At 70.1% G+C, this 15074-nt stretch carries 25 protein-coding genes; 4 read left to right on the top strand and 21 right to left on the bottom strand.

The genetic code is table 11. The features are described from left to right. Positions 1-33 precede the first annotated feature (33 nt). The 7 genes from SCATT_RS10500 to SCATT_RS10530 all read right to left on the bottom strand — a co-directional run bounded on the left by SCATT_RS10500 (position 34) and on the right by SCATT_RS10530 (position 6248). Complete coding sequence (locus SCATT_RS10500) at positions 34-1404, bottom strand: phage major capsid protein (RefSeq protein WP_014142994.1); 1371 nt, start codon at positions 1402-1404, stop codon at positions 34-36. Positions 1405-1570: 166 nt separating this feature from the next. Then, positions 1571-2470, bottom strand: coding sequence for an HK97 family phage prohead protease (locus tag SCATT_RS10505; protein ID WP_014142995.1), 900 nt, complete (start codon positions 2468-2470; stop codon positions 1571-1573). Continuing rightward, positions 2471-3751, bottom strand: coding sequence for a phage portal protein (locus tag SCATT_RS10510; RefSeq protein WP_014142996.1), 1281 nt, complete (start codon positions 3749-3751; stop codon positions 2471-2473). It lies immediately after the preceding gene. After that, on the bottom strand, positions 3711-3929 hold the full coding sequence (locus SCATT_RS10515; RefSeq protein WP_014142997.1) for a hypothetical protein: 219 nt from the start codon (positions 3927-3929) through the stop codon (positions 3711-3713). Before SCATT_RS10515 ends, SCATT_RS10510 begins: the two co-directional genes overlap by 41 nt. A gap of 11 nt (positions 3930-3940) precedes the next feature. Further along, a complete protein-coding gene (locus tag SCATT_RS10520) occupies positions 3941-5464 on the bottom strand; it encodes a terminase large subunit domain-containing protein (RefSeq protein ID WP_014142998.1) in 1524 nt (507 codons plus the stop codon). Continuing rightward, on the bottom strand, positions 5449-5769 hold the full coding sequence (locus SCATT_RS10525; RefSeq protein ID WP_014142999.1) for a DUF6527 family protein: 321 nt from the start codon (positions 5767-5769) through the stop codon (positions 5449-5451). Before SCATT_RS10525 ends, SCATT_RS10520 begins: the two co-directional genes overlap by 16 nt. Further along, positions 5766-6248 (bottom strand): phage terminase small subunit P27 family, encoded by a 483-nt coding sequence (locus tag SCATT_RS10530; RefSeq protein WP_014143000.1) that lies wholly within the window; start codon positions 6246-6248, stop codon positions 5766-5768. Before SCATT_RS10530 ends, SCATT_RS10525 begins: the two co-directional genes overlap by 4 nt. A 269-nt stretch (positions 6249-6517) precedes the next feature. Between SCATT_RS10530 and SCATT_RS10535 the strand changes: the two genes are divergently transcribed. Next, complete coding sequence (locus tag SCATT_RS10535; RefSeq protein ID WP_014143001.1) at positions 6518-6718, top strand: hypothetical protein; 201 nt, start codon at positions 6518-6520, stop codon at positions 6716-6718. Here the strand turns inward: SCATT_RS10535 and SCATT_RS10540 are convergent. The 6 genes from SCATT_RS10540 to SCATT_RS10565 all read right to left on the bottom strand — a co-directional run bounded on the left by SCATT_RS10540 (position 6688) and on the right by SCATT_RS10565 (position 9420). After that, positions 6688-7065 (bottom strand): HNH endonuclease, encoded by a 378-nt coding sequence (locus SCATT_RS10540; protein WP_014143002.1) that lies wholly within the window; start codon positions 7063-7065, stop codon positions 6688-6690. The genes SCATT_RS10535 and SCATT_RS10540 overlap by 31 nt on opposite strands. After that, entirely contained in the window at positions 7062-7283 is a 222-nt protein-coding gene (locus SCATT_RS10545) for a helix-turn-helix domain-containing protein (protein ID WP_014143003.1), read from the bottom strand. The genes SCATT_RS10540 and SCATT_RS10545 overlap by 4 nt, the downstream gene beginning before the upstream one ends. A gap of 114 nt (positions 7284-7397) precedes the next feature. Then, positions 7398-7790, bottom strand: a complete 393-nt coding sequence (locus tag SCATT_RS10550) for a hypothetical protein (protein ID WP_014143004.1) — start codon at positions 7788-7790, stop codon at positions 7398-7400. Between the two features lie 157 nt (positions 7791-7947). Continuing rightward, positions 7948-8331, bottom strand: coding sequence for a hypothetical protein (locus SCATT_RS10555; RefSeq protein WP_014143005.1), 384 nt, complete (start codon positions 8329-8331; stop codon positions 7948-7950). Between the two features lie 176 nt (positions 8332-8507). Further along, positions 8508-8894, bottom strand: coding sequence for a hypothetical protein (locus tag SCATT_RS10560; protein WP_014143006.1), 387 nt, complete (start codon positions 8892-8894; stop codon positions 8508-8510). A 160-nt stretch (positions 8895-9054) separates the two neighbouring features. After that, positions 9055-9420, bottom strand: a complete 366-nt coding sequence (locus tag SCATT_RS10565) for a hypothetical protein (protein ID WP_014143007.1) — start codon at positions 9418-9420, stop codon at positions 9055-9057. Positions 9421-9640: 220 nt separating this feature from the next. Here SCATT_RS10565 and SCATT_RS10570 point away from each other — a divergent pair, with 220 nt between their 5' ends. Further along, on the top strand, positions 9641-10048 hold the full coding sequence (locus tag SCATT_RS10570) for a hypothetical protein (protein ID WP_014627818.1): 408 nt from the start codon (positions 9641-9643) through the stop codon (positions 10046-10048). Positions 10049-10202: 154 nt separating this feature from the next. After that, positions 10203-10592: a hypothetical protein gene (locus SCATT_RS10575; protein WP_014143009.1), complete on the top strand. Its 390-nt coding sequence runs from the start codon at positions 10203-10205 to the stop codon at positions 10590-10592. An 82-nt stretch (positions 10593-10674) separates the two neighbouring features. On the opposite strand, the gene SCATT_RS10580 is transcribed toward SCATT_RS10575, so the two are convergent. From SCATT_RS10580 to SCATT_RS10615, 8 genes are all read right to left on the bottom strand, one after another. Then, positions 10675-10869, bottom strand: coding sequence for a hypothetical protein (locus SCATT_RS10580; protein ID WP_231905064.1), 195 nt, complete (start codon positions 10867-10869; stop codon positions 10675-10677). A 235-nt stretch (positions 10870-11104) separates the two neighbouring features. After that, positions 11105-11845, bottom strand: a complete 741-nt coding sequence (locus tag SCATT_RS10585) for a hypothetical protein (RefSeq protein WP_014143011.1) — start codon at positions 11843-11845, stop codon at positions 11105-11107. Next, positions 11845-12354, bottom strand: coding sequence for a hypothetical protein (locus tag SCATT_RS10590; protein WP_014143012.1), 510 nt, complete (start codon positions 12352-12354; stop codon positions 11845-11847). Before SCATT_RS10590 ends, SCATT_RS10585 begins: the two co-directional genes overlap by 1 nt. Next, entirely contained in the window at positions 12351-12839 is a 489-nt protein-coding gene (locus tag SCATT_RS10595) for a hypothetical protein (protein WP_014143013.1), read from the bottom strand. Before SCATT_RS10595 ends, SCATT_RS10590 begins: the two co-directional genes overlap by 4 nt. Beyond that, positions 12832-13041, bottom strand: a complete 210-nt coding sequence (locus SCATT_RS10600) for a hypothetical protein (protein ID WP_014143014.1) — start codon at positions 13039-13041, stop codon at positions 12832-12834. Before SCATT_RS10600 ends, SCATT_RS10595 begins: the two co-directional genes overlap by 8 nt. Next, positions 13038-14051 (bottom strand): hypothetical protein, encoded by a 1014-nt coding sequence (locus tag SCATT_RS10605; RefSeq protein WP_014143015.1) that lies wholly within the window; start codon positions 14049-14051, stop codon positions 13038-13040. The genes SCATT_RS10600 and SCATT_RS10605 overlap by 4 nt, the downstream gene beginning before the upstream one ends. Next, positions 14048-14296 carry a type 2 periplasmic-binding domain-containing protein gene (locus SCATT_RS10610; protein WP_014143016.1) on the bottom strand — a complete coding sequence of 83 codons (249 nt, stop codon included), beginning with the start codon at positions 14294-14296 and terminating at the stop codon, positions 14048-14050. Before SCATT_RS10610 ends, SCATT_RS10605 begins: the two co-directional genes overlap by 4 nt. Further along, positions 14293-14628 (bottom strand): hypothetical protein, encoded by a 336-nt coding sequence (locus SCATT_RS10615; RefSeq protein WP_014143017.1) that lies wholly within the window; start codon positions 14626-14628, stop codon positions 14293-14295. The genes SCATT_RS10610 and SCATT_RS10615 overlap by 4 nt, the downstream gene beginning before the upstream one ends. Before the next feature lie 183 nt (positions 14629-14811). Between SCATT_RS10615 and SCATT_RS10620 the strand changes: the two genes are divergently transcribed. Continuing rightward, positions 14812-15051 (top strand): hypothetical protein, encoded by a 240-nt coding sequence (locus tag SCATT_RS10620; RefSeq protein ID WP_014143018.1) that lies wholly within the window; start codon positions 14812-14814, stop codon positions 15049-15051. Positions 15052-15074 lie beyond the last annotated feature (23 nt).

The raw sequence follows: 15074 nt of genomic DNA on the forward strand, positions 1-15074 counted from the left end.
GAGCCCCCCTCGTGCTCCCGCCACGCGAACGGATCAGAACGCCGGGGTCACGGCGCCGGTGCCCGTGATCGTGGCGATCGACTGCGGGTACCGGCCGGCCTGGAACGAGCCGTAGTTGTACAGACGGCACAGGACGGACATGTTGCCCGCGTAAGTCTGCTCGAACGTTTCCGCCCTCGGTGTGCCCTCCCACGCGTACACGTCGCTCATCCTGGCGACGATGATGACGTCCTGGTTGGTGCCGGCGCCCAGGTTGGTGGGCAGCTGCGGGTCGACGTACACGGGCAGGCCGAGCATCCGGCCGACGCGGCCCTGCGGGATCTGCGCGTCCGCGTTGGCGACCACGTTGAACGGGCCACCGGACTCCGGGACGACCAGCGGGCGGCCGTTGGCGTCGGACTGCGTCTCACACCAGGCCCAGCGCCGCGGATGCATGATGATCGCGTCCGGCGGCAGGAACCGCGTGGTGTGGATGGACTGGATCGCCGACCCGACCTTGGCATACAGGCCGCCCGCACCGCCCAGCGCCGGCGTGGACTGCGTCCACGTCACCGAGGTTGTGCCGGCCAGCGTGAGCACGCCGGTGACCTGGCCACTGGAGCCCGAGCCGTTGATCGCCTGCAACGACCACTTCGCGGCGTAGTCCGCGGCCAGGTCGGCGAGAATCAGATCGTCGATGTTGAGCGGTGACTGCTCAATCAGCTGAAGGGAAACAGTCTGGCCGCCAGCGATCGTGACGACCGAGCTGGCGATCGATCCGGTCGTCGCGTCGGTTTGCTGGATGCCGGTGTTCTGCCCGTTCATCGGCGCCACGGCGGTACCGCTGATCATCTTCGGGATGTTGATGCTGTCGGTGCCGCTGGGGACGTCGCCCATCACGCACAGGTCCACGGTGACGCGGCCCGGACGGACGTACCTGATCCATTCCTCTTCCAGCCACAGGGGCGGCACCCACTCACCGCCGGCGCTGTTGACGGTAGAGATGGCGCGCTGCTCGGCCACCACCTTGTTGTTGCGCTCCAGGCGCTCGACGGCCCCCCTGTCGCCCTTCTGACGGGCCAGCCACAAGTCCTTGAAGAAGCTGCGACCGCCCTGCCCGGAGCGGTAGATCTCCGGCTCGGTCACCACGGTGCCCAGGGCGGCGCGACGCTGCTCCGGCACCGGCGGGGCATACCGCTTGGCGACCTCGGCCGCGGCCTCGTCGGCGACGATCTGCGCGTCGAGTTCGGCGATCCGCTCGTCGATCGCGCGGATCTCGCTCTCGCCCTGCTCAAACTTCGTCCGCTCGTCCTCCGTCAGCGCGCTGCGCTTCTCAGAGTGGACGGTCTCCAGGATGCCGTCGAGGTTCGACCTCAGCTCGGCACGCTGCTCCTGGAGGCCCTTGATGATTGCCCGCTTGTCCACGGGTGGCCTCTCTTGATCGTTGGGGTGGCGTGCCTGCCGTTGTGACGGGTGGTGGCCCGGGTGGTGCCCCTTGGTGCGCGGGGTCCGGCGCGGGCTCCGGCGCGTGGCCGGGCAGGCGAATGACCCGGATGCCGCTGTGCGGCTCCGGGTGGTCTGTGGGGGGCAGTTACAGGGCGAGGAATCGGCGCCGGAACTCGTACAGTTCGGCGTCCGCCGAGCTCTCCTGCTCCTGCTCCGCGGCCTCCAGGGTCTCTCCGGCCGCGTCGAGGACCTCATCCGGGTTCGGCACGCCGAGGACTTCGGCCAGCAGCGGCTGGGCGACGTCGACCGCGCCGTCCGCTGCGGAGACGAGCTGGAGGACCTGGGCGAGAGTCTTGGCGACCTCGGGCGAGATGCCATCGGCGCGCAGCTGGCGCGCGCGTTCCATCGCCAGGGCCGGGAGGTCGCTTCGCGCGAGGTTCGCGGCCTGCCGCGCGCGGAGGTCGACCGTCCCGCCGGTGTACGGGTTCGCCCCGTAGTTCACGATCGACACGTCACCGTGGTCGATGGCGACCTCGAGGATGTCCCGCTGCTCGTAGTCCGGGGACCACTGCTGGCGCGTCACCCAAAAAGCAAACGACATCTCGTCCAGCTCGCCGCCCTCGATGCCGGAACGAACGATCTGCACGTCCGGCCGGGCCGGGTCCAGGGCTGCCTCGGTGTGCAGCCCGGTGTCGTCCTCCGACAGCCGCAGCGTGCCCGGCTTCGTGCGGGCCATGGTCGGACCACCGTGGTTCAGAAGGAAGGCCACGTCAGGCGACTCGCTGAGCGTCTTCTTGAAGGCGCCGGCGCGGACGACTTCCTGGAACGGGCCGAGCCAGTCCTGCATCTGGTACGCCCGCTCCGTCACGCTGGCGTACCCGGTGAACAGCAGCCGGGTCCCTCCGGTGCCGTCGGCTTTCTCGCGGATCTCGACGCCCTGGAACGGCATGTCGAGGGAGTGGATCTTGACGGCGTCCAGGTAGAGCGCGCGGGCTGCGCGGTCGACGCCGTCGAGGAACCGCTGCTCGTGCTGGCTGAGAGTCATCTACGGCTCCTGTCCTGACTCGGCGTCGCTCTTGGCGGAGTGCGCCCCTGGGTCGGCGGCATCGCCGCTCGTACTGGTCGTGGTCGCCGAGTTCAGCGGCGCGTCCAGGTCGTCGCCGCCTTCGACTGGCGCCAGGTTCTCCAGCGCCCGGATCTCGTTCTTCGTCATCACGCCGGCAGTGCGGGCCTGGGTGTAGACCGCGTACCGGCCGGCCGTGTCCGTGCGCAGCAGCGCGTCGACGTTGAAGCGGGCCACCTGCGGCCGTGGCAACATCGCGCTCCACGCGTCCTCGAAGCACCCTGTCCAGTCGGAGACCGTGTACCGCAGGAAACCCAAGCTCTGCTGCTCGATCCCCGTGCCCCAGCTGGTCGTGCGATCAACTTGGCCCAACATATGCGGAGGTACCCCGAACAGCATCGCTACGTCCAGATTCTGGGCCTGCCGTGTGCCCAGGAACTGCGCGTCTTCGGGGCTGACGGAGATCGGCCTCCACTCGGCGCCGCCGGAGAGGATGCCCACGGTATGGCTGTTCTGGAGACCGGCGTGGCTGGCAGTGAAGCTCTCCTTCAGCTGCCTCGCGCGTTCCTTGTCCAGGTCGCCCGGCACCTGCACGATGCCGGTCATGTGCGCGCCCTGGCCGAAGAACCGGCTGCCGAACTCCTCGGCCGCCAACCCCAGCGCGATTGCATTCCGGGCGTAGGTCAGGACACTCATCCCCGTCGCTGACTCCGGGTAGCTCATGCCCATCAGGTGCACGATGTCCTCGGCGTCGACCCGCTGCCGGTTGATCTGGTACACCCGCTGGCCGGAGCCCTCGGGATCCCACGTGCACCGCACACGGTCCGGGTGTAGCACCATCAGCCGTGTCGGCCGCCCCAGGTAGTCCCGGTCGAGGACCAGGCCGTAGCCGTTGCCGCGGAGCAGCAGCGAGACCATCAGCTGGTTGAACCCGACCCGCTTCGTGGGGTACGCGGAGTTGTTCGCGCCCCCGAACGGGTCCGCGATGATCGTCGGCGGCGGCTCCAGCGTCTTCCGCAGTGGCCCCTGCATCCGCACGGCGTCGAACGGCAGGTTCGCCACCACGTTGGACAAGATCCGCACGCATGCGGCGACCGCGAGCAGCTGCATCGCGGTGTCTTCGGTGACCGGGACACCGGCTGGTGTGTAGGCGGCCAGGGAACCGTTCGACGGGATCGCCCACGGGTCACCGGCGGACGACGAGGGGGCGTAGAACCGCTTCTCAGGCCGACGGGGTCTCATCGCCCTGCGCAGCAGGCTCATAGCCGATCACCCACCCCACCAGCAACAGGGCCAGGCCGAGCACGACCAGGCCGACGATCGGCTGCCACCACCACGCCGCGCCTTCCAGGCAGCCCAGACCGGCCACATCGACGATGTCTGACGCCGTGCTACGGGGAATCTGCGGGATCCGGGGCTTCGGCAGCTTCGGCAGGCGCATCCGGCCCCCTCTCACAAGTCGGCCCAGCTCCAGAACTGCGGCGTCGGTTCGGGCTCCGGTTCGTGGCAGGCGCGTTCGTGGGCCATCACCGCGGCGACGGCGAGGTCGATCTTTCGAGGGCTGTTCTTGGCGTCCTTGGCCAGCCGCGAGCCCCTGCTGTCGGTCTTCACCACGCAGTTCGCCAGGTGACGGGCCAGCCGCGGGTCACCGGAGTGCGTCAGCGACCGGTTCATCACGGCCTCGTAGAACCGGGTCGTCGCCGGGATCATCCGGGCCGGAGACTGGGGGAACTCGACGACGGGCAGGCCCTCGTCGTCAAGGATCTGGTACGTGCGGCCCCACCGGTACGGGTCGCACACGATCTCCCGCACGTTCCAGCGGCGGCACGCGCCCCGGATTGCGTTCTCGACCTCCAGGATGGGCACCGTCCAGTCGTGGCCGGCGTCCGACGGCTTCTCCCAGGACGCCACGACGTCCACGTGCGGCACCTCGCCGCAGGAGACGGCGATCAGGGCCGTGCTGTCGCCGTTGAACGAGCCGTCGAAGCCGAGGCATACCTCTTCGCCGTCCGGGATCGCGCCGAGCTCGCCGCGGCAGGCATCCCACGCGCCGGCCGGGAGCCACGTCTGCGCGGTGTTCACCCACTGGTTGAGGCGTTTCGTTCGGAACTCGGCCTCCGGCGTGCGCTTCACCGCGGCCTCGAAGTCCTCCGGGTCGATCAGATCCCCGAAGGCGGGGTTCGCCATCTCCCACGTGGTCCGTAGCCGGTGGTCCGCCTCGTCCGGTGCGCCCCACCAGGCCATGAAGAACGACGGGTCGACCTCTTCGCCCCGCGCGATCTTCTGCCCGTACTGGAACAGCCGGTAGCAGATGGAGTCCTTGCCGCTGGAGTCCGTCTTGACCCCGGCCGTGGTGATGCCGATGAGTAGCGGGTCGACGCGGGCGCCGGCCGCGAGCGCCATCACGTTGAACAACTCGTCGTTGGGCTGAACGTGCAGCTCATCGAAGAGGACGCGGGTGGGCGAGAGGCCCTCCTTGGTGAACGCCTCCGCCGACAGGCACCGGTACACCGAGCCGGTCGACGGTACTTCCAGGGCGTCCCTGTAGACCTTGATGGCCTCGGACAGATCCGGGCTGTTCTCCACCATCCGGCGCGCGTCGCCGAAGACGATCCGCGCCTGTTCCTTGTCGCCGGCGCACGAGTAGACCTCGGCGCCGGTGCCTTCGAACAGGCCGTCCAGCGCGATCCCCGCGCCGAGTCCACTCTTGCCGTTCTTCCGCGGCTCGCCGATCAGGGCCACACGGTGCCGGCGGCGGCCGTCCGCGCGGCGGGCGAAGACGTGGTCCAGCAGCCGCCGTTGCCAGTCCCGCAGCTCCAACAACGAGCCGGACGGCCCGGCGAAAGTGTCCCGGGTGACCGTGCACAGCGTCTCGATGAACTCCGCGACGTGCGCGCCGTCCCCGCGGCGGACGTCGGCGGCCGGGACCGGCGTCAGCCACCGCGGCGGCCACGGCTTCGCTACGCGGGAACCCACCGACCGCCCCTGATGAACCCGTGGTCACCGCATCCTCGGCACAGCAGGCTGGGGCTGAGCGTCAGCGGGTCCAGGGACTCCACGGTCCACACGGGCCGGGTGGGGTCGATCTGGCGCACGACGGGCCCATCGAAGGTTGCCGCGCTGCCGATGCAGGGGCTGCCGTCAGGCCACGGGTGGTCGATGACGACGCCCCAGAGGTTGACGTCCGGGAGGTCGGCGTACTGCGGGTTCAGTTCCCGATCGGGTGCCCAGCTCGTGAAGCTCGCGGTGTGGCCGTGGCCCAGGTCGAAGGACTCACTCATCCGGACCCCCTCTGCTGCCGCCGAGCGATCAGCTCGTCGAGTTTCGACGCCCGCCTCACCTCCGCGTAGCCGAGCCGGGCCCGGTCCGTCGGCGTGAAGCCGCACAAGCTCTCGTACTTCGTGATCTGCGACTCGACCGCTCGGATCTCCGACAGCAGCGGGTGCGCCCGCATCTGCCCCATCGACCCCGGCACCATGTAGCCGTCCGCAGCGACCTGGTCCCGCATCGCCTCCCGCTCGTCGTGCGCCTCACACAGCCGCGTGAGCACGTCCAGATCGGTCGTCGGCGACAGCCAAGCCTGCCCGGCAGTCCACAGCCGATCCCACGCGGTACGCCCGGCCTCGCCGAGCGTCCCCGGCGCGGCCGGGATCGCAGCGACTGCGGCCAGCTGGACCACCGGCTCCGGCAGTTGGCGCTTCCCCGGGTTGCCGGTGCGGCGCTTACGTTCCGTGGGCGTCGGCGGCCGTCCTGCCGGCATCTTGACCACCCCCGGAAACAGCGTTGATCAAAAACCGGCCCAATTTCGCGTCGGCGTTTGGGGGATTGGGGGCCGGGTCCCTAAACGATCAACCGCGCGAGATTTACCCACCCCCCGGTATGCGGCTACGCCACTGCCTGCGGTGACGCTGTGTGATGGCCGTCGCTGGTGGTGCGGGGTGCCGCGAATCCGTTCCCGGACGGGTGCCGGGTCGCTACCGTGGCGCTCTCGGCCGCTGTGGGAGCGGCCCGGCACTGTGGGGGTTGGCCATGGGGATGATGACCGAGGGGCAGATCAGGGATCAGCTGAAGAAGGGACAGAAGGAGACGGCCGAGCTGTTGGGCCGGTTGATCGCGGAGCAGCAGCAGACGAACCAGCTTCTTGGCGCGTTGCTTCAGGCTCTGTCGGCGCGGCCGGTTCCGCCGGTTGTGCCGCAGGCTCAGCCGCCGGTGACCTGGGGCCGGTCGTAGCCGTCCCGGTCGTGCTTGCGGGAGTTGCAGGCGCGGCATAGCACCTGGATGTTGTCGGCGGTGTTGGTGCCGCCCTGCTGTTTCGGGGTCTTGTGGTCGGCTGTGAGATCCGTGGCCGGGTGGGCGGGTACTGCCCACCCGGGGCACCAGTTGCCGTACGCGGTGCGGTGATTGCGGACGGCGGCGGCGGCCAGCTTGCGCCATGCGGTGTCGTACCCGCGTTGGGCGGCGGAACCCCGGCGTTGGTCGTGCTGGGCTTGCCAGGCAGCTTGGTGGTGGTCGCAGCGTGAAGCGTTGCGGGTGAGCGTGCCGCAGTCGAGGCAGGGGCGTGGTCGGCGCACGGTCACCGCTTCGGGGTCTTCGCCTGCCGGGTGGCCATGAGCGCGTCGAGGTCGGGGCGCGCGTACAGGTGGCGGGTGCGGTGTCCGTCGCCGGTGAGCGCCGGGCGCAGCAGTCCCCGGAGTTTCCACTGGCGGATGGTGACGGGCCGGACTCCGGCGTACTCGGCGGCTTGATCGGGATCGAGAAGATCGCTGCTGTACAGGTGCGTGAGCGGTGTGGCCATGTCCCCCCCTCGGGCATGCGAAAGCCCCCGCGCGGGCGGGGGCTTGGGAGTGTGGGCACACGTGTGGTGCTGCGCTCAGTGTTACAGCAGGTGAGCGCGGTTGGTCAACAATGATCACTCGGAGCGCTGGTAGGCGCGCCGCCCCTTGAGCGCGGCGGCGACGGTCTGGCCGTACCAGCGGTGCGCTCGGCCGGTGGTGTCGTCGGCGGGCGGCCAGTTGCCCCGTGATCGTTCGCTGTTGATCGTGCTGGGGGACGGTCCACCGGCGGCGTGGATCTCTTGGGCGGTGTACAGCCGAAGTGGATCAAGGGCGGGAGCCGGCCGCACGATGTGATCTTGAATGAAGCGGTCGACGTCGGCCGGGGCGTACTCGTTCCACCGGCCGCGCTTGCCGACGGGCGTGGGCCAGTCAGGGTGGCGTGACCATCCCTTCTGGACGGTGGTGAGGCTGCGTCCGGTGCGGGCGGCGATCTCCGGGAACGTCTCACCGCCGGGGGCGTCTACCATGGTGGTCCCAGTCCTTTCTGGGGTTGCTGGGGTTGACCGGCGGGGTTTTCCGGCGGGCACCTGCGTGGTGTCCGTGAGCTTACGGGCTCGGCCCCGCCGGTCGTCTGTCGGCCCACGCGGGTCCGCCCCCGGCTGGTGCCGGGGGCGGTGTGGAGCGCTACTCCTGGTCGTCCGTGGCCTCGTTTTCGCGGAGCCAGACCCCGAGCGCGTGCAGCGGAGCCTCGGCGTGGACCAAGGCGGCAACGATCTGGTGGAACCGGATCGGCAGGGGATCGTTGAGTTCCTGGTTGTACAGCTCGCTGGCGGTGAGCCAGTGGATGCATGCGGCGAACAGGTTCGCCTTCTGCTCTTCCGGCATCGGTTGGTCTTCGATGATCTTGACGAGTCGGCGGACTGCCGGTTCGCCGGTGGAGCGGGTGACCGTGCCCCGGGGGAGTTCGACGGGGACCGGCAGGCTCCGGCACGCCAGAGTCAGTCGCCAGTAGACGACGCCGAGGTGTCGGCCGAGTTCGTCCATGTCGTCAATGTCGGGCTCGTCCATTCCCTTGTTCCTTTCTCGGTTGGGGTTTCAGGTGGGGTTTCCGGCCCCTTCCTGACGTCTTCGACCTTACCTCATTGGGTAGTGATTCTCAAGAGATCATGGAAAGAAAAATGCCCGGCCGTTACGCCGGGCGAAGGGGCCCGCCCCCGGCTGGCTGCCGGGGGCGGCAGGGTGGGTTACTCCTGGCCGTCTTCGCTTTCGCGCTTGTTGGCCACGGCCCATTCAGCGAATTCGTTCACGTAGCGCTCCGCCCCGATGAGGCACGCCAGCACTTCGAGATTGCGGCCCTTGTGGGGTTCCTCCATGTGGAGGTGGAGGACATCGTGTGCGGCGAGCCAGAATGAGGCTGCCAGCACCAGGGATGATTCCGCCGCTTCCGGTATGGGCTGGTCATCGATGATGTCGAGCAGGCGCCGCACTGCATCCTCGGCGTCCGAGGCGAGGATGACCCCGTTGGGGAGTTCCACGGGGATGGGAAGCGCCCTGCAGGCGATCACCAGCTTGACGTACGCATTTGCGATCTCCGCCACCAGGTGGGCGAAGTTTTCGGACTCGTCTTCCATGTTTGTCCTTTCTGGGTTGGGGTTTCAGGTTGGGGTTTCCGGCCCCGCCCTGATGTCTTCGACTCTACCCCATGAAGTAGTGATTCTCAAGAGCCGAGTTGGCTTCTCTTATCAAAAAAAGGGGGGGCCGCCCCCGGAGAGCCGGGGGCGGCCACTTTGGCTACTCGTTGGACCGGTTTCCCATGGCCCATTCGGAGAACTCTGTGATTGCGCCCTCCCCTGCCATGAGGTTCGCCGCGATCTGGTACTGACGCGTTCCCTGCCAGTTCGCGGCGTTGAGCTGGTGAAGATCCTGGGCGCTGAGCCAGAACGCGCACGCCATGCTCAGGTGCGCCTTCTGCTCGTCCGGCATGGGTTGCTCGTCCAGGATGTCGAGCAGTCGTCGGATTGCCGCTTCTCCCGCACTGGTCTCGCGGGGGAGTTCGACGGGAATGGGGAGTATCCGGCACGCCAAGACGATGACAATGTAGAGGAGTGCGATCTGGCTCCCCATCGTCTCGTGCTCGTCGTTGTTCTCGTCTGCCATTGCGTTCCTTTCTGTGTGGGTGTCGGTCGGGGTTTCCGGCCCCTTGCGACGTTTACGACTCTACACCATTCGAGTAGTGGTTCTCAATAGGTGAGGTGAGGAAAGTTTCTGGACTTCTGGTGTTGCAAAACAGGAATCGAATGCTGTAGCTTAGGTGTTGCCGGGCCGGGGAGTGACAGCCCCACCGGCACCAGTTGAAAACTCCACAGAGAGGAACGTCATGGCAGACCATGACAGTCATCGAGAGCGGTGGAACGCCATCGCTGATGTGGCTCTCGGGGCACTCGAATACATTCGAGTGCTGCTCGGTGACCTGCCCGTCCCCGTGCTGATCCCCGAGATCAACCCGAAGAGGGAAGCGGAAGATCTGCCGCACCTGGTGATGAGCATCGACCGAGTCCGCAGCGTCATCCAAGACGAGCCGATCTCCGAGGCGCGGCAAAGCGCCTTCGACAGAATCATTCTCGACTGGCTCACCGCGTACGAAATGCTGGCGCTCACCAGGGTCGCGGGTCCCGCTCCCTGGCGCCTGGACTGCGCGGAATACGCGCTCTACCGAATCGCCGCCGCCGGTGGGCTGATCGAAACCGGCGAAATCGATGAAGAGGAAGAGGAAGACGACTCGTAACGCCACCGTCGCCCCCTGGCACCAGCCAGGGGGCACCCTCTTGGAGGGCGTCACGACAGTCAGCGCGCACACTGAAGGGCCGGTGCATCCCCGTACGGGGGTGACAGAGCACCGGCCCTCACCAGTTGAAACTCCCGAAAGGAGCGTCGCGGCCATGGTAGCGCGGCTCATCGTGCCGGAGATTGCCGAGCGGTACGGCCGGTCCGCCGATACCGTGTCGAAGCAGTGGTCGACGCGCGAGGAGTGGCCGCGCCCGGTCGGCAAGCGCGGCCGGTGGCTGGAGTACGACGCCCTCGAGGTGGCCGCGTTCGTCCGTGACCACGTGGAACGCGAGCTGGTCAGCCTCGATCCGCAACGGCTCTACACCGCGCAGGAGATCGAGGCGGCCACCGGGATCAAGGCGGCCACGATCCGCGCGGACCGGTCACGCGGCCGGTGGCCGGACCCCGATGACACCGAGCACGGCGCGCAGCGTTGGTCCGGGCGGGCCGTCAGCGCAGTGCTGGCCACCCGGCGCGGCTACCGGCGGCGCGGCGGCACCTGAGCGCCTGGCCGCCCCGGCCAACTTGACGAAAGCCCCGGCCGATGCTGGTCGGGGCTTCCTGCGATGCCGAGCTCAGGGCCGGTCAGGAGCGTTCGAAGCGGACCAGCTCGCCAGCCTCGACGATGGCGACAAGCCGCGCCCCGGGCAGCTGCTCCCGAGGGATGCCGGTGTCAGCGGTGATGCGCTCGACCGGCACCCGCTCGGGGTCGGCGTCAGCGCGGTGAGGGGTGGTCAGCTCCGCCTGGTCGCCGACCAGTAGCAGGACTCGGACAGGCATGCGTTCCATCGGGTCTCCATTATGAGGTAGCGGTTCAGGGACGCTCTCCAAGCGAGAGCGAGTTGGAGCCGGCCGGGACCTCGACCTCGACGGAGAGACGCTGAAGCTTCTGTCCGAAGGACACCGTACGGACATGGGCTCATCCTCTCGCGTAGCGGGCCGGTTCGGCAGGCACGCGGCCGGGTCTGTCCCGGCTCCCTTCGCTGCCCCCTGGTGGAGGCAGCGAGGGCAGCCGTCAGGCGGTCCGGTCGTGCTGCGGGTGGATCACCCGGACATGGGCGCGGCGAGGATTGCCGGGGTCGTCGGTGATGACGATGCGCGCGCCTCCCGGTCCCCTGCGGACGGTAGCCAGAGCCGTAGTCGAGGCTGTAGCCACCGATGTAGCTGGGGGCTGACCTGCAACTACAGCTTCGTCCGGGCCAGCGGTCCCGGCCGGGGAGGGCAGCGGGACGTCGTCGCGGTGGACGCCGACGGTGGGCCCCCGGCCGGGTGCCCGGACGGTGGGCCGTACGGGCACCCCTGCCGCGGCGCACAGGGCCCGGACGCGGGGGATGGTCCACCGGCCCTGGGGGTACTCCTCGGCCAGGCGCTCGACGAGGCTCACCAGGTGCACTCCGCGGTGCGGTCCGAGGGCGGCACGCAGGAGGGCCAGGAACTGCTCCGGGGAGATCCCGCCCGCCTCGTCGCCGTCCGCCGGTCCCGGGGCGGCCTCGGCCGGGGCCGCCGGGTGCCGGGGCCGGGCGGCGCGCGCGGCGGCGATGCACCACGCCGGGACGGCCAGCCACAGCAGGGCGGGCCGGGATCGGATCAGCCGTACGGCGGCGTACCCGGCGGCGAGCAGGACGAGCAGCCGGAGCGCCACGTGGGCCCGGGTCTCCCCCGCGCGCACCCAGGCGGCCAGGGCGCGGGCGCGGTTGGTGGCCAGGCGTCCGCTGCCGTCGTGGATCGCCGCGGCCCAGCGGTGCAGGCGCTCCATCACAGGACGGCTCCCCCGTTGAACCAGGCCAGCACGCTGTCGCCACCGGTGTTGACCACGGGCACGATGGTGGAGCCGATGAGCCCGGCGACGCCGGCCGACAAGGTCAGGGTGGCGCCGGCCCACCAGCCGCCGGCCAGTCGGCGCTTGAGGACCTTGGTGGCCGCCCTCCACGCCACGATGACACCGACCAAGAGCAGGAACGTGAGCAGCGCGCCGCCCGGGGTGAGGCCGCCGGCGGCCCCTCGGGCGACGGTGCCGGCCCCGGTGCCGGTCGCGCCGGGGACGATGTGGCCGCCGGCCGCGTTGTTCAGGCCGGCGGTCCAGCCGGCGGCGGCGCCGAGGAGGCCGCCGCAGATGGTGGACAGGGCGCCGAGTGCGAAGCCGCTGGCGAACGGCAGCAGGTGCTTCGGGTCGCGGCCGGGGCTCTTCCACCAGGACCAGGCGTTGACGCCGGTGATGGCCAGGCCGACGGCGAGGCCGCCGACGGTGAGGGCCGTGTGGCTCATCGGGTGACTCCGGTGAACAGGGTGACGATGTCGAACAGGTGGGCCATGTCGATGGTGCCGAGAACGGCGGCGCAGGACAGGGCGCGGGTGTACCAGCGGGGCCGCCACCGGTCGGCGGCGATGGCGACGGCCAGCGCGAGCCCGGCGAGCGTCCAGGCGGCGCCGGTGGATTGCTCGGCGCGGCACTCGCGGAGCAGGTGTCCCCACCCGGAGGCGAGGGACCAGCCGCCGAACACCGGTAGCAGCGCCAGCACGGTGCCGATGAGGTTGCGGCGGGGCTGGAGCCACTCCCACGACCATCTCCACCGTGGCGGAGCTGGTGGGGCGGGCGGGAGCGGCAGGTAGATCTCGCGGATCACGATGGTGCCGGGCGCCGGCGGTGGTGCGGTGGGTGTGCCTGGCGGGGGCGTGGCCGGTGGCGCGGCCGGGGTGGGCAGCGGCTGGCCGGCGGGGATGACCGCGGTCGGCCGGATGGGCTTACGCACGGAGTGCTCCGAGGATGACGGTGGCGGCGACGGCCAGGTAGGCGGCGGCGCACGCGGCGAGGGCGGCGCCGGCCGCGCCGCGGTGGCGGGTCGCCGCGGCGATGGCGTACGTGGTGGCGCCGACGGCGAAGAGCAGCAGCGCAGCGCAGGTTGCGGTGGTGCGCAGCGGTGGTGCGCTGCACGCGGCGATCAGGCGGCTCACGCGTATCCGCCTCCGCCCTGGCCGACGCCGTCGCGCGGCGGGGGTGATGCGGACTGCGGCTCCTTCTTGGCGCGGCCAGCCCGCCACAGGACCGTACGGACGTAGTTGGTCTTGACCGTCAGGCCGTGCCGGTCGCGAACCAGGTCCACGATGGCCCGGGGCTTCGCCTCATCGCCGAGAGCGGATGCGGCCTCCAGGATCGCGGTGCTCTTCTCGATCGCCGGGAGCTGGGGCGTACCGGCCCCGACCTGCGGCGCATCATCAGGTGCGCCGGGCGCATCATCGCGTTCTAGGTACACCTCGGGCGGTTCGGTGTTCAGGACGAGAGCGACCTGGATGCTGTCCACGATCACGCCGTACGTAACCAGCTGGGCGGCGAGTTCCTTCGCGTTCAGCTCCGGCCGGGCCTGGTGCGCCACACGGATCGCCTCGACCGGGTCGAGGCCGGCGAAGTGCCTCCGCAGGACCTCCGTGGCCGTGTGGCGCGGCGCATCGCCGGGCGCATCTGGTCGGTGCGCTGGTGCGCTGCCCTCGATATGGGCCAGCGCCCGGTCCTTGACGGCGGAGCTGGCCCGGCCGGGGGCGAGCAGCCAGGCCCAGCCGCCGAACACCGGCAGCCGGAACGGCTGCTCGCTGCGAGCCTCGGCGCGCGGTCCGGCCCAGGACAGCTCCGAGACGAGCAGCAGCGCGACGGTCGGCGCGGCGAACAGCGCGGTCGCCGGGAGGCCGCCGCGGATCAGGTCGGCGTGGAACCGGTTGAGGTAGACCGACACGGTGGCCATGCACAGGGCCGCGAGCCGGGCGCCGATGGCGGAGCGGCCGGCCGCGGCAGCAACGGACGCCAGGTGGAGGCAGGCGTAGGCGGCGCCGTCGTACACCGCGGGTGCGGCGACGGCGATGTACCAGGGCGCCCCGTAGTGGCGGGCGACCGCGGCCAGCGACCAGCCGGTGGTGGCGATGGCGGCCACCGAGATCAGGCCCACCGCGAAGGGCCAGGCGTGTCCCTTCATCGTCCCTCCGTCCAGGGGAACGGCGGCAGGGCCCGGGCGCGCTGGTAGACCTCGATCGCGGCGCCGTCGACGCTGCCCGGGTAGACCCGCGGTGCGATGAGGGAGGCGTACAGGCGCGCACCGTGGTGAACGCAGGCGCCGACCTCGGCGCCGTGCTGGTCGACGACGCGGACCGCGTCGTGCGGGCCCTCGCACGGGACCGGGTCGTCCTGGTGGGCAGCGGCGCAGCGGGCGGGGGCGCTCACCGCGCGGTCCCGGTGCCGCGGCAGTCCCGGCAGGTGCGCCAGGTGCAGCGCGTGACGCCCTCGGAGCTGGTGTCCTCGATGTGTCCGCCGTTGCCCTGGCAGGTGGGGCACGGGCGCTGCGCCGGGGTGGTGCAGCGGGGGCAGCGGTTGCCGAAGTACGGCCGGCCGCACAGGTCGCAGATCTCGCCGGGGCCGGCGGTGATGCGGCCGGTGACGCCGGCGGCGGTCGCGCGGAGGGTGATGGTGCGGGCGGCGGTGTGCTTGGTGGTGCCGACGGCGGCGAGTCGGCGGGTGCTGGGCCGGGGGGTGGGGTGGTCGATACGATCCGGCATGGATCGGCCCTTCTCTCTTCACGGGGTAGGGCGGGTCCGGCCCCGGCCCGGCGCTGCACACGCCATATGGGCCGGGGCCGACTTGTTGGTGCTGGATCGAGAGTAACGACTTCCTAGCCATATGGCTAGGAAGTCGGGAAAATGGTGCCCATGCCCGACGGCGGCGCAGGAGGAGGGCCGGACATGGTGTCGTTCCGCGAGCTGGCGAGACGACTGGTGGAGGACGGCGTGGTCTCCTCGATGAGCCATCAGCGTGTGTCGCAGCTGAGCAGGGAGGATCCCGGCTTCCCGCCGGTGGTGGAGATCGGCCGGTCGAAAGCGGTCGACTACGTCCTCGCGCGGCCGTACTTCCAGCAGCGGAAGTCCCGGCAGGGCCAGCGGACGGACATCAAGGGCCAGCAGCCCCAGCCGCCTGCCGAGTAGCCCGAGAGGCGACAGAGCCCGCC

The sequence above is a fragment of the Streptantibioticus cattleyicolor NRRL 8057 = DSM 46488 genome, from assembly GCF_000240165.1.
GTDB classification, from domain to species: domain Bacteria; phylum Actinomycetota; class Actinomycetes; order Streptomycetales; family Streptomycetaceae; genus Streptantibioticus; species Streptantibioticus cattleyicolor.